Source organism: Allobosea sp. (genome assembly GCF_048595345.1).
Classification (GTDB): domain Bacteria; phylum Pseudomonadota; class Alphaproteobacteria; order Rhizobiales; family Beijerinckiaceae; genus Allobosea.
The window spans coordinates 1-12,575 of sequence record NZ_JBMDWH010000103.1 but is presented as its reverse complement, the minus strand read 5'-3'; the positions used below and the strand labels follow the sequence as shown (position 1 = coordinate 12,575).

Here is a 12,575-nt window from a genome sequence, read left to right as displayed (position 1 = left end):
GGCTGTTGGATTTCATGCCAGAACCTTGCCGTTGCCGTCGTTGCGGGGGAAGCGAAGCAATCCAGGAGGGCTAGGGAGGAGGGCTCGCCCAGTCCTCCTGGATTGCTTCGTCGCGGCGCTCCTCGCCATGACGGCTTGGGCCACATCGTTCCCCACTCTCGCCCAATCCCCGCCTCCCGATCCCGACGCACTCCAGCGGGAGGCGATGCAGAAGCTGGTCGAGAAGCAGGCCCGCGAGAGCGAGCTGAAGGCGATCGAAGCGCGCCTCGCCGGCAATGCGGAGGCGCGCGAGAAGCTGGAAAAGGAAGTCGCCGCCATCCGCGCCGACCGCGCCGGCCTCAACAAGGCCCTGCTGGAGACCACCGCCCGCGCCCAGTCCGGCGAGGCCAAGCTCGGCGAGATCGAGCAGCGCCTCGCCCTGCTGCAGTCCAGCGAGGCGGCCATCAGGCGCTCGCTGGAGAGCCGACGCGGCCTCATCGGCGAGGTTCTGGCCGCGCTCCAGCGCATCGGCCGCCGCCCGCCGCCCGCCGTCATCGTGCGGCCCGAGGATATTCTGGAGGCGGTGCGCGCCTCCATGCTGCTCGGCGCGGTGGTGCCCGATCTGCGCCAGGAGGTGGAGATCCTCGCCACCGATCTTGCGGAACTTGTGCGCCTGCGCAACGGCATCGGCACGGAGAAGACCCGCATCGCCGGGGAAATGGAGCAGCTCGCCGCCGAGCGCCAGCGCCTGGCCGCGCTGATCGAGGCCCGCCGCGAGCGCGAATCGACAGCAGCGAGGGATGTCGAGGCTCAGAAGGCGCTGGGCGATCAGCTCGCCGGTGAGGCCCGCTCCATCCGCGATTTCGTCGAGAAGATCGAGAAAGACATCTCCGTCACCAACAAGGCGGCGGAAGCGGCGCGCCAGGCGATCGAGCAGGAGACCCGCGAGCAGCGCGAGCGGATGACGGCGCTCGCCTTCAAGGACCCCGCCCGGCTCGCGCCGAAGATCGCCTTCGCCGACGCCAAGGGGCTGCTGTCCCTGCCCGTCGCCGGTTCACGATTGCGTGGTTTCGGCGAGCCTGACGGCGCCGGCGGCACCACACGCGGAATTTCGGTGGAGACCCGCGCCGGCGCCCTAGTTTCGGCGCCTTCCGATGGCTGGGTGGTGTATGCGGGGCCGTTCCGCTCCTTCGGACAACTCTTGATCCTGAATGCGGGCGGTGGATACTACGTCCTTCTGGCGGGGATGCAGCGCATCGACGTCTCGCTCAATCAGTTCGTGCTGGCGGGCGAGCCGGTTGCGGTGATGGGCGAAACGTCGGAAGCTGCGGCGACGACGGTGGGAGTGGGAACCGGCCAGCCGGTTCTCTATATCGAATTCAGGAAAGACGGCGTCTCGGTCGATCCGGGCCCGTGGTGGACGAAATCGCAAGGCGAAAAGGTTCGCGGATGATGCGCAAGGTTTCTCTCGTTCTCGCCGGCGCCATCATGGGGGCGGGCCTGACCGGATTGGCGACGCAGACCCACCTGCTCAGCTCGACCAGCGCGGTCGCGGCCTCGGCGGACGTCTATCGCAGCCTCAATCTGTTCGGCGACATCTTCGAGAAGATTCGCACCGACTATGTCGACAAACCCGATGAACAGAAGCTGATCGAGGCCGCCATCAACGGCATGGTCTCCTCGCTGGACCCGCATTCGTCCTATCTCGACGCCAAGTCCTTCCGCGAGATGGACACCGACATGCGCGGCCAGTTCGGCGGGCTCGGCATCGAGGTGACGATGGAGGACGGGGTCCTCAAGGTCGCCAAGCCGATCAAGGACACGCCCGCCTCCAAGGCCGGCATCCTCGCCAACGACATCATCAAGCAGATCGACGGGCAGGACGTGAAGGGGCTCACCCTCACCCAGGCGGTCGAGAAGATGCGCGGCCTGATCAACACCCAGGTCACGCTCAAGATCGACCGGGCCGGCAAGCCCGAGCCGCTCGACTTCACCCTCACCCGCTCGACCATCGTGGTCCCGGCCGTCGAGGAGCGCGTCGAGGGCGACATCGCCTATCTCCGCATCGGCACCTTCTCCGAGCAGACCTATGACGGGCTGCGCAAGGCGATCGACAAGCTCACCAATGAGATCGGCGCCGACAAGCTCAAGGGCTACGTCATCGATCTGCGCAACAATCGCGGCGGGCGCCTGGACCAGTCGGTACTGGTCTCCGACGCTTTCCTCGAGCGCGGCCGCATCGTCTCGACCCGCGGCCGCAACGCCGAGGAAACCCAGGTGTTCAATGCCAAGTCCGGCGATCTGACCAAGGGCAAGCCGGTGGTCGTGCTGATCAACGGCTCCTCGGCCTCGGCCGCCGAGATCGTCGCCGGCGCGCTGCAGGACCACAAGCGCGCCACGCTGATCGGCACCCGCTCCTTCGGCAAGGGCTCGGTCCAGACCGTGATCCCGCTCGGCTCCAATGGCGGCCTGCGTCTCACCACCGCGCGCTATTACACCCCCTCCGGCAATTCGATCCAGGCCAAGGGCATTTCGCCCGACATCGAGGTGCAGCAGGAGATTCCGCAGGAGCTGAAGGACAAGATCGCCGAGAACAAGGGCGAGGCTTCGCTGAAGGGTCACCTCAAGGCCGGCGATGGCGAGGAGCAGTCCGGCTCCAGCTCCTATGTTCCGAACGACCCCAAGAAGGATGCGCAGCTGATCGCGGCGATCGACCTGCTTCACGGGGTCAAGAAGGACGCGGTCGCCAAGGCCGCCGAGAAGCAGGCGGCCGATGCCGCCGGCGCGCCGAAGTCGGAAGCGGCGGCGGCTCCCGCCCCCGCGACGCCGGCCCCGGCCACGCCTGAGGCGCCCAAGCAGCCCAACTGAGCCCCGAAGGGCTCGACGGCGCGCATTTTAGACGCCAAGACTAGGGCGCGGGCCGGTGATTCGGGCCCGCGCCACCAGCATTGAGGACGGCTGTCTTTGGCCGGAACGCCGCTCACGGAGCTGAACAGGCCGCTCGGCCAGGATCGGCCGGGCTCCGCCCTCGCGCCCCGCAGGCCCTGGGCACGCTGGATCGCGAGCGGCGCGGCCGGCATCGTCGGCGTCGCGTTCCTGGGCGTGGTGCTCTACGCGGCGATCAAGCGTGACCCCGATGGCGGGCGCCCGGTCGCCGTCGCCAGCATCGAGAAGCGCGCCGCGCCCCCGCCCGTCACGCCTGCCGGCCCGTCGGGCCCCTCGGTGGCAGAAGCGCCCAATAGCGGCGCGGCCAGTGCCGGCCAGCTCGAAACCAGCGCCGGCGTCACCGTTTACCGGCCCGACGCCTCTGCCCCCGGCTCGATCGTGATCACCGTCCCGGACCAGGCGGCGACGATCAGGCTCGCGCCGGCGCCCGACATGCGGCTGGCGGAACGCACCCGCTTCGGGCTCCTGCCGAAGGTGGCCGCAGACGGCACGACCCCGGCAAAGCTCTATGCCAGGCCCGTCGGCCCGGAGCCGACTCCCAAGCCGCTCGGCCGCATCGCTTTGATCGTGGGCGGCCTCGGCATCAGCCAGACCGGGACCGCCGACGCGATCGCCAAGCTGCCGCCGCAGGTCTCGATGGCGTTCGCGCCCTATGGCACGGATCTCGACCGCACCGTGCAGCGCGCCCGTGGCGAAGGCCATGAAGTCTTCTTGCAGCTGCCGATGGAGCCCTTCGATTATCCCGATAACGATCCGGGCCCGCATACGCTGCTGACCGGCCCCAAGGCCGCCGACAACACCGAGCGGCTCTCATGGCTCATGGGCCGCTTCACCGGCTATGTCGGCGTCGCCAATTTTCTCGGCGGACGGTTCACCGCGGACGAGGCCGCCCTGTCGCCCATGCTGCGCGAGATGGCCGCGCGCGGGCTGATGGTGGTGGATGACGGCTCCTCGCCGCGCAGCCTGCTCGCCGCCTCCGCCACCCGCGCCCGCATCCCGGCGATCAGGATCGACCGCACGCTGGACGGCGTGCCTCAGGCGGCGGCGATCGACAAGGAACTGGCAGCGCTCGAGGCGATGGCGCAGGAGCGCGGCATCGCGGTGGCCTCGGCGACGGCCCTGCCGGTTTCGCTGGAGCGGATCGCCCGCTGGGCGCAGGGCCTGGAGGCGAGGCGCATCCAGCTCGTTCCGCTCAGCGCCGCCGGCAGCTTCCGCAACCCGAAGACCACCGGATCCCTGCGATGAGCGACGAGGCGCCCGAAGGCTACCGCCCCTGCGTGGGCCTGGCCCTCTTCAACACCGAGGGGCTGGTCTTCGTCGGACGCCGCGCCGACAAGACCAAGCGCGAGCATGTCGCGCCCGGCCATGCTTGGCAGATGCCGCAGGGCGGCATCGACCCCGGCGAGACGCCGCTCGAAGCCGCCCGCCGCGAATTGCAGGAGGAGACCAGCGTCACCTCGGCGGTTCTGCTCGGCGAGATTCCGGGCTGGCTGACCTATGATCTGCCGGGCGCCATCGGCGAGGAGGCCTGGAAAGGCCGCTGGAAGGGCCAGGCCCAGCGCTGGTTCGCCTTCCGCTTTACAGGCCAGGAAAGCGAAATCGACATCCTCACCCCCGCCGGCGGCCACAAGGCCGAATTCGACGCTTGGCGCTGGGCGCGGCTGGACGAGACGCCGGCCCTGATCATCCCGTTCAAGCAAGCCGTCTATCGGGAGGTGGTGAGCCATTTCGCGCCCTTCGCAGCCACCGGCCGCTGAAGCAGCCGCTCCGTCTGCCACGAGCGAAATGGCGTCCCGGAAGGGACTTCAATCTATATTCCGAATCAATGGTTTAGGTGAAGGTTCGCCACGGCTCGCCGCTCATCCGTTCTCACAGTTCGCCGATCCGACTGCGCCGTGCTGTCGCAGCTCGTGCGGTAGAGCGTTAGCGTAATCGTGCATCGCAGTTGACTGTCTTCAGGAGCTTCGGCTTAGACTCGACGACCGGGGATATCGCTGGCAGCTTATTGCGCTGATATTGACCCGCTATTACGAAATCTAAGGCACTTAGAATAGCGAGGCCCAATGGCGGTTGATTCACCCACGGTCAGCCCCTTCTACGACCGGCTTGCCCCGCTGTGGGACGACATTTCCGATCAAGATGAATACTGGAACAAGAAACCGCTTCTTGCCCACTACACATCCCTTGGTAATCTCGAATCGATTTTGCGAACTCGGGAACTCTGGTTTGCTAATCCGACGCTGATGAACGATCGCGAGGAACTTGAGTTCGGTCTTCAGCAGGGCATGAATGCAATTGTCTCTAACACAGAACTCAGAGAATGTTTTTCGCCAGCAGACTACACCCGGTTTATCGGCAGCGTAGAGTACAAATTTGGACTTTTCATCGAAGAACAGTTCCCCGACACGTATATCTTCTGCACCTCTGAGATTGATAAAACTGAGACCGATGGCCGTCTTGCCATGTGGCGCGCTTACGGCTTCGACGGCAACGGCGTAGCTATCGTTTTCGACACGGCCAAGATTAAGAACGGTGGGCGAGACGCTCCATTAACGATCGTCAAGGTCGAATATCGGACGAACCAGGATAGGGTGGAATGGTTGCGGTAGAAAGTCTCTGAGTGCGCAAAGCTAATAAAATCTGGACCCATTCCAAGAGACAATTCAGATAGTTTTGCGATAGCCTACCAATTATTTGAGCGAATCAAATCTGCAGCATTATTCACAAAACACAAAGGGTTTGAAGATGAACGCGAGTGGAGAGTAATTTATACGCCAGAGAACGGAGCAAGTGAACTCCTGTCATCAATGCGGTCCTATTCAATCGGCCCTAACGGCGTAGAGCCGCGGCTGAAATTGAATTTTGAGCGGTTAGAGAGCGAAGCTGGAGAAAAAGAACCGGTTTTCAAAGACATAATTTGTAACTTCATACTTGGCCCGACACGCTCAACAAAGCTAAACTTAGTGTCTTTTAATAGGATGCTGGCGGCTCATGATATGGCCGAGCTCGCCAGCAGAGTTTATGTCTCTTCGATTCCGTATCGCTCTAAAGGTTAAAGACGATTATCTTACAGCGCCGATCATGGAAGCACTCCGTAACGCATCATGAGCCGACTTTGTCGCGAGCTTCCATGGACGTGGACACTATTTATCGCGACGCCGAATGGCAGGCAGATACTTTTGCGCGGAGGCTGATGCTGTGTCGGCGGCACGCCGGAGAACTGGCGGGGCCTGACGATGCCGCATTAGAGTACATTATAGGTCACCATGCTGCACGAGTGCCATATTCGAAACACGGATGATCACGCAGAAGCCCGGCCAATGCGGAGTTCTTTCGCGACTTTGTTATGAACCCCTCCAAATGCCGCATCCTGCCGACCGGAAGGCGTCGGCGGTGCTGGCGGACCACTCGGGCTAACCGAGCTGCTAACCACATGCTAAGCAGTTGACACCGCTGGAATTTGGCGTCCCGGAAGGGATTCGAACCCCTGACCTACGGTTTAGGAAACCGTTGCTCTATCCTGCTGAGCTACCGGGACGCACGCGACTTCGTTTAGCATAAACGGCATGCGGGTGAAGCCTCTTCTTGTTGTGTCGTGCCTGGCGGCGGCGATCCGGCCGGCGACGGCTGCGCCCTGCGCGCAGCCGGTCGCGGCGAAGGAGAGGGTAACGCTGGGCGGCATCGATGCCGCGGGCGATCTGCAACTGGCCGATGGCCGTACCATCCGTCTGATCGGCCTCGCCCCGCGCCAGGACGACACGGAAGACGCGCGGTTCAGGGCGGCGGTCGAGCCGCTCCTCCGCAGGCAGGTCGAGCTGGATGTGAGCGGGGCCCAGGATCGCTGGGGCCGCTGGTCGGCCCGGATTACCCTGGTACCGGACGGCCGCGAGCCCGGAGCGGGCGGCGACCTCGCCGCGCTGCTGCGACAGGCCGGCGCCGCCAGGCCGCTGCCGGAAGCGGCTGCCGGAGCCTGCACCGAGGCCCCGTCAGGCCAGGGGAACGCGACGACGGTGAAGGCGCCGGCCGGAGCGCTCGACGGCCACGATCTTGCCGCTCTCAAGGCGCAGGAGGGACGATACGTCATGCTCGAAGGGCGCATCGCCTCGGTGGGCGAGCGGGCGCAGCGCACCTATCTGAATTTCTCACGCCGCCCGAAGGAGGCAGCGGCCATCGTGGTCTCCCGCAAGCTCTGGCGCGAACTGCAGGCTGCGGGCTGGACCGCGGGCACCCTCGGCGGTAAACGGCTGCGTGCGCATGGCGTTCTGGGCGGCCGGGACGGCCTTTTGCTGGACGTGACCTCCCGCGCCGCGCTGGAACTGATCGACTGACGGCATGCTGACCACGAGGCGAGCATCGTTGGCGCCGCGACCTGAAGGTCGCGGCTCGCTTCCCAGGCGGCTGGCGGCCCTGGCCTTGCCGGCCCTGCTGCTCGTCGGCTGCCTCGGCGACCAGAGCGCGTTGCTGCCGCCGGGCAGCGATGGAGACGGAGAGATCGCGCCGGCGATCAGCTCCGTGCGCCGCACTGCCGACAGCGAGCATCAGCGACTGCTGGCCGCGTTCGGCGGCGAGTACCGCGCTCCGCGCGTCAAGGCAGCGCTCGACGAGATCGTGCAGCGGCTCGCCCGCACCGGGGAAGGTCAGGTCGGCACCTTCGAGATCACGATCCTGAACTCCCCGGTGGTGAATGCGTTCGCACTGCCGACCGGCCGGCTCTATGTGACGCGCGGGCTACTGGCGCTGGCGAACGACACCTCCGAGATCGCTTCGGTGATGGCCCACGAGATCGGGCACGTCACCGCCCAGCACGCCGTCCAGCGCGCCGAGAAGGAAGCGGAATCGGCGCTGGTCGGGCAAGTGGTCTCGCAGGTCCTGAAGGATCCCGAACGGGGCGCTGCGGTGCAGGCCGGCTCGAAACTCTCGCTCGCGCGATTTTCGCGGCAGCAGGAATTCGAGGCCGACAAGATTAGCGTCGCCAGCCTCGCCCGCGCCGGCTACGACCCTTACGGCGCCAGCCGCTTCCTTGCCACGCTCGGCCGCAACTCGGCTTTTCGCAACAGCGGCACCGATCAGAGCCCCGAAGCCAAGCGCCTCGACATCCTCTCGACGCATCCGCAGACGCCGGAGCGGATCGCCGCGGTCATCGCCGCCGCCCGCCAGATCGGCGCGCCGGGGCTCGGCGAGCACGATGCCGGCCGCTGGCTCGCGGCGCTGGACGGCCTGGCTTATGGCGACGATCCGCGCGACGGGGTCGTGCGCGGGCGGCGCTACCTCAACAGCTCGCTGAAGATCGCCTTCGCGGCGCCGGAGGGCTTCGGCATGGAAGCCGCGCAGGACATGGTGATCGGCACCAGCGCGAACGGGGCGCAGGCACTGCGCTTCGATTCCGTGACGCTGAAATCCGGCCAGACCCTGGAAGCCTATGTCGCGGCCGGTTGGATCGAGGGCGTCGAAACGAAGGGCATCATCGCCACCCAGATCGGCGGCCTGCCCGGCGTGACGGCCTATGGCCGCGGCACGGACTGGATGTTCCGCCTCGCCGCAGTGCAGATCGGCGAGCGCGTCTATCGCTTCATTCTGGCCTCGCGCGGCAGCAGTGATCCCGAGCGGGCGATGCGCAGCATCATCGAGAGTTTCCGCAGCCTCACCCCTGCGGAAGCACAGGCCACCCGGCCGCTGCAGTTGCGGATCGTGACCGCCGCCGCCGGCGACACGGTGGCCGGCATGGCCGAGGGGATGCCCGAACAGGACCGCCCGGCCGAACTCTTCCGCCTGCTGAACGGGCTGGACCGCGACAGCACCGCCCTCGCCGCCGGCCAGCGCTACAAGATCATCGGCGAATAGGGGCGCAGCAAGCGACCGGCGCGCGGGGAAAGCACGCATGAAAAAACCCGGCGGTCGCCCGCCAGGTTTCTGCATTGGCTTTTCGGAAGAAGAACGGCTCAGGCCGCCTCTTCCGCCATGTCGTCATTGTCGCCTTCCAGCTCGGCCTCGGCGGCCTCGCCCTTCGCGGCGCGGCGCGGCGACTTGGCGAGCTGGCCCTCGATCTTCTTCAGAGCCTCGGTCTCGGTGACGTCGTCGACGACGGCGATCTCGCGGGTCATGCGGTCGAGCGCGGCTTCATAGAGCTGGCGTTCGGAATAGGACTGTTCCGGCTGCGCCTCGGAGCGGTAGAGGTCGCGCACCACCTCGGCGATGGCGACGAGGTCGCCGGAGTTGATCTTCGCTTCGTATTCCTGGGCGCGGCGCGACCACATGGTGCGCTTGACGCGGGCGCGGCCGGTGAGCGTGGTCAGCGCCTTGGCGACGGCCTCGGCATCGGCGAGCTTGCGCAGGCCGACGCTGGCGGCCTTGGCGGTGGGCACGCGCAGGGTCATCTTGTCCTTGGAGAAAGAGACCACGAAGAGTTCGAGCTTGAAGCCGGCAACTTCCTGTTCCTCGATGGCCGTGATCTGGCCGACGCCGTGAGACGGATAGACGACGTGCTCGCCCGTCTTGAAACCCTGGCGCACAGCAGCTTTCTTCACAGTGGACATGCCGTTACGACTCCTGACCGGACAGCCTGAACGGCTGGCCTCATGATTTCGCCCCGCCCGGATGGACGAGGGCTCTCAGCCTGACGCGATGCGATGACGACGCTGCGCTTCACGCTCCCTCGGTCGCCCACCCATTCCCCACCGGCAGAAAACGACACCAGGCCCGGCCGAAACCACCGGACAATCAGTCATCGCTGTCGCGTGGAATGCCCCTCTTCTGGGAACCTCGCAGGGGCCTGCGGAATGAATTCGACCGATCTTTTGTGTAGCACAAAAAACACGCCGAATCAAAGGTAAACCCATCCGCGCGCCAGCCGCCGGGCGCTTGGCGGCGCCGTGGTTAACGCAGAACGGGGCTGGCGCGCCGCCACGAGGCGGGGGCCGGATCAGTCGCCGGTGCCGGGCTCCGGCGAGAGCATGGCCAGCTTGTCGGCCACGCCGTCGAACTGCTTGGCGTCCGCGGGCGGCTCCTTTTTCTGCGTGATGTTGGGCCAGCTCGCCGCGAATTTGCTGTTGAGCTGGAGCCAGCTTTCGAGACCCGGCTCCGTGTCGGGCTTGATCGCTTCGGCCGGGCATTCCGGCTCGCAGACGCCGCAATCGATGCATTCGTCGGGATGAATGACGAGCATGTTCTCGCCTTCATAGAAACAATCGACCGGGCAGACCTCGACGCAGTCCATATACTTGCACTTGATGCAGTTCTCGGTGACCACATAGGTCATGGGCCGGCCCTTCCAACACGCCTGATCGCCCCATAAACCCCCGAAGCCGGAGGGTTTCAAGGGCGTTTTCACCGGCTGCGGCAGAAGATCCTTCCCGCGCGGAGCTCTCCGAGGGAAAATCCCGCCCGCAAGGCCGCCGGGGTGGCCCTCAGGGCGCGGCGGTCAGTCGCCATCCTCGCCCGGCTCGGGGCCCGGCCCCTCGGCTCCGGCGTCGAGACGCGCATAGAGCAGCCTCGCCACCTCGAAGGAGCCGCGCCTCTCCGCGAAATTGAGCACCCGGACCACCACAGTGGCATGCGGCAGCGCCAGCGTCAGGACGTCGCCGCATTTCAGGCCATGGGCCGGATTCTCGATCCGGCGCCCCTCGACGCGGACATGCCCGTCCTCGATCAGCCGCACCGCGGCCGGCCGGGTCCGCGCGAACCGTGCGAACCAGAGCCATTTGTCGAGGCGCTGACGCGGCTCGCCCACTGGTTTCGGGCCTCCCGCCGGCTCGTCAGCTCTTGGAGCCTTCGAGCTGCGCCTTCAGGGCCGCGAGCTTGGCGAAGGGCGAATCGGGGTCCGGCTCGCGCTGCGGACGCGGCTTCTGCTGCGGTTGCTGGAAGCGCTCGCCCCCGCGCTCCTCGCGGCGAGGCCCGCCGGGGCGCCCGTCGCGCTTGAAGTCCGGCCGGGGCCCGCGCCCGCCCTCAGGACGGTTCTGGCGCGGCTGTTCGTCGCGGCGCGGCCGGTTGTCGGGGCGCTGCCCCTCCTGCCTCGGTGCGGCGGGGGCGCCTTCGCCTGCAGCGGCAGCCGCCGGACGGTTGTCCGGGCGCCCGTCGCGGCGTGGGCCGCCGGGGCGGCGGTCGCGTTGTGGCCGGTCGCCGCCGCGGTTTTCGCCCTCGCGGCGATGACCGCCCTCGCGCTGTCCGTCCTGCCGACCGCGATGACCATGCTCGGGTCGACGCCCGCCCTGATGGCGATGCGGGCGCCAGACCTCGATCATTTCCGGCTCGGCGGGCGCTGCGGCCATGGCAGGCGCTTCCGTGGCGGCGGCGACATCGTCGGCGGTGGGCAGCGCCTTCAGTGCATCGGCCGGCACCGGCTCCCGAACCGGCTCCTCGACCACAGTCTGCACCTGCTCGATTTCGGCCTCGGTCAGGATCGGCGCATCGGCGGTCTCGGCGGCCGGGGCCTGCGTCGCGGACGAGGCTTCAGCCTGATCGGCATCGGCATTGAGGGCATCGGCCGGCTGAGCGTCGCTCGTGACGGCATCGCCTTCGCGCTGGGCCGGCTCCGAGGCCTCCGCGCTGTCCTGCGCGGTTTCGATGGCCGCTTCGGCCGTTGCGGGCTTGGCCGGCTCGGTCGCGGCCGGCGGCGGCGCCAGCGGCACGGTGATGGCAGGGCCGGGACGCTTGGTCGCGACATAGCCGAGCGAGCGCAGGATGGAGGCGAAATCCTCGCCCGCGCAGCCGACGAGGGAGGTCATCGCACCCGTCGCGACGAAGCCGTCCTGATCGGCGGCGCCGGCCGGGGGCACGCCCTGCGTCACGCCGGGCCGATAGGCGATGGCCGGGCGGATGAGATCGGCCAGACGCTCGAGGATATCGACGCGCACCGCCCGCTCGCCGCAGACCCGATAGCCCGCCGCGCGGTAGAGCCCCTTCGGCACGGCCTTGTCGACCGGGAAGGAGGTGCGGCCGGACGCCGCCAGATGGGCGATGTCGTCGAGCCCCGCCGTCTCCGGCCCGCCATGCTTCAGCGCCCAGAGCTGGGCGGCGAGAGCGCGCGGAGCGGGCTTCAGCAGCGCCGGCATATAGATGTGGAAAGCGCCGAAGCGGATGCCGAGCTGGCGCAGCGCGGCGCGGCCTTCCTGGTCGAGCGCCTTCATCTCCTCGCCGACCTTGGCACGCTCCAGCACGCCGAGCGATTCGGCGACCTGATAGGCGATGCCGCGCGCGATGCCGGTGGCGCTCTCGGCCGCCTCCAGCAATTGCAGCGCGCCGAGCAGGCGCGTGATGTGGCTCTTCAGCCAGGCGCCGAGGCGCACTTCCACCTGTTCGCGCGCCGGGCCGGAGAGATGCTCTTCGACCAGCAGGCGCAGGCGCGGCTCCAGTTCCTTCTCGCCGGCGACGAGGCGCGCCACCGGCTCGCCGGTCCAGCGCAGCAACCCGTCATGGGCGAGGATGAAGGCCTCGTCCGGCGCCAGCACGACGCGCGCGGCCCGCGCGTCGATTTCGGCGCCGAGCGCCTTCATCGCCGCCAGGTTCAGGGCCTTGACCTCGGCCCCCCCCGCCTTGGGGTCCGCCGTGAAGCGGAAGCCCTGCAGCATCCCCACATGCTGGCCCTCGACGAGCACGTCGCCCGTCGCAGTGACCTCAGCCTCCAACATCGCATTCTCCCGCAAGCGGCGCATCAG

The 12,575-nt window shown here is 67.2% G+C and carries 10 protein-coding genes, 1 tRNA gene and 1 pseudogene; 7 read left to right on the top strand and 5 right to left on the bottom strand.

Features of this window, described 5'->3' with window-relative positions; translation table 11 throughout:
- The first annotated feature begins 127 nt into the window (after window positions 1–127).
- The 5 genes from ACOJTB_RS10795 to ACOJTB_RS10775 all read left to right on the top strand — a co-directional run bounded on the left by ACOJTB_RS10795 (window position 128) and on the right by ACOJTB_RS10775 (window position 5,534).
- Window positions 128–1,432, top strand: a complete 1,305-nt coding sequence (locus ACOJTB_RS10795) for a murein hydrolase activator EnvC family protein (protein ID WP_420102525.1) — start codon at window positions 128–130, stop codon at window positions 1,430–1,432.
- Window positions 1,429–2,847, top strand: a complete 1,419-nt coding sequence (locus tag ACOJTB_RS10790) for a S41 family peptidase (RefSeq protein WP_465248403.1) — start codon at window positions 1,429–1,431, stop codon at window positions 2,845–2,847. The genes ACOJTB_RS10795 and ACOJTB_RS10790 overlap by 4 nt, the downstream gene beginning before the upstream one ends.
- A gap of 96 nt (window positions 2,848–2,943) precedes the next feature.
- Window positions 2,944–4,170, top strand: coding sequence for a divergent polysaccharide deacetylase family protein (locus tag ACOJTB_RS10785; protein ID WP_420102523.1), 1,227 nt, complete (start codon window positions 2,944–2,946; stop codon window positions 4,168–4,170).
- Complete coding sequence (locus tag ACOJTB_RS10780; protein ID WP_420102522.1) at window positions 4,167–4,682, top strand: RNA pyrophosphohydrolase; 516 nt, start codon at window positions 4,167–4,169, stop codon at window positions 4,680–4,682. Before ACOJTB_RS10785 ends, ACOJTB_RS10780 begins: the two co-directional genes overlap by 4 nt.
- Before the next feature lie 306 nt (window positions 4,683–4,988).
- Window positions 4,989–5,534, top strand: coding sequence for a DUF2971 domain-containing protein (locus ACOJTB_RS10775; protein ID WP_420102521.1), 546 nt, complete (start codon window positions 4,989–4,991; stop codon window positions 5,532–5,534).
- Window positions 5,535–6,386: 852 nt separating this feature from the next.
- Here ACOJTB_RS10775 and ACOJTB_RS10770 read toward each other — a convergent pair.
- A tRNA-Arg gene (locus ACOJTB_RS10770) sits at window positions 6,387–6,463 on the bottom strand.
- Between the two features lie 28 nt (window positions 6,464–6,491).
- Between ACOJTB_RS10770 and ACOJTB_RS10765 the strand changes: the two genes are divergently transcribed.
- Entirely contained in the window at window positions 6,492–7,253 is a 762-nt protein-coding gene (locus ACOJTB_RS10765; RefSeq protein WP_420102520.1) for a hypothetical protein, read from the top strand.
- Window positions 7,254–7,281: 28 nt separating this feature from the next.
- Window positions 7,282–8,766, top strand: coding sequence for a M48 family metalloprotease (locus ACOJTB_RS10760; RefSeq protein ID WP_420102519.1), 1,485 nt, complete (start codon window positions 7,282–7,284; stop codon window positions 8,764–8,766).
- A 98-nt stretch (window positions 8,767–8,864) separates the two neighbouring features.
- Here the strand turns inward: ACOJTB_RS10760 and ACOJTB_RS10755 are convergent, their stop codons facing one another.
- From ACOJTB_RS10755 to ACOJTB_RS10740, 4 genes and pseudogenes are all read right to left on the bottom strand, one after another.
- Window positions 8,865–9,458, bottom strand: a complete 594-nt coding sequence (locus ACOJTB_RS10755) for a CarD family transcriptional regulator (RefSeq protein ID WP_420102518.1) — start codon at window positions 9,456–9,458, stop codon at window positions 8,865–8,867.
- Window positions 9,459–9,844: 386 nt separating this feature from the next.
- Window positions 9,845–10,180 (bottom strand): ferredoxin FdxA, encoded by a 336-nt coding sequence (gene fdxA / locus ACOJTB_RS10750; protein ID WP_420102517.1) that lies wholly within the window; start codon window positions 10,178–10,180, stop codon window positions 9,845–9,847.
- A 162-nt stretch (window positions 10,181–10,342) separates the two neighbouring features.
- On the bottom strand, window positions 10,343–10,651 hold the full coding sequence (locus tag ACOJTB_RS10745) for an RNA-binding S4 domain-containing protein (RefSeq protein ID WP_420102516.1): 309 nt from the start codon (window positions 10,649–10,651) through the stop codon (window positions 10,343–10,345).
- 25 nt (window positions 10,652–10,676) lie between these two features.
- Window positions 10,677–12,575 (bottom strand): annotated as a pseudogene (locus ACOJTB_RS10740) (helicase-related protein); the annotation flags it as partial.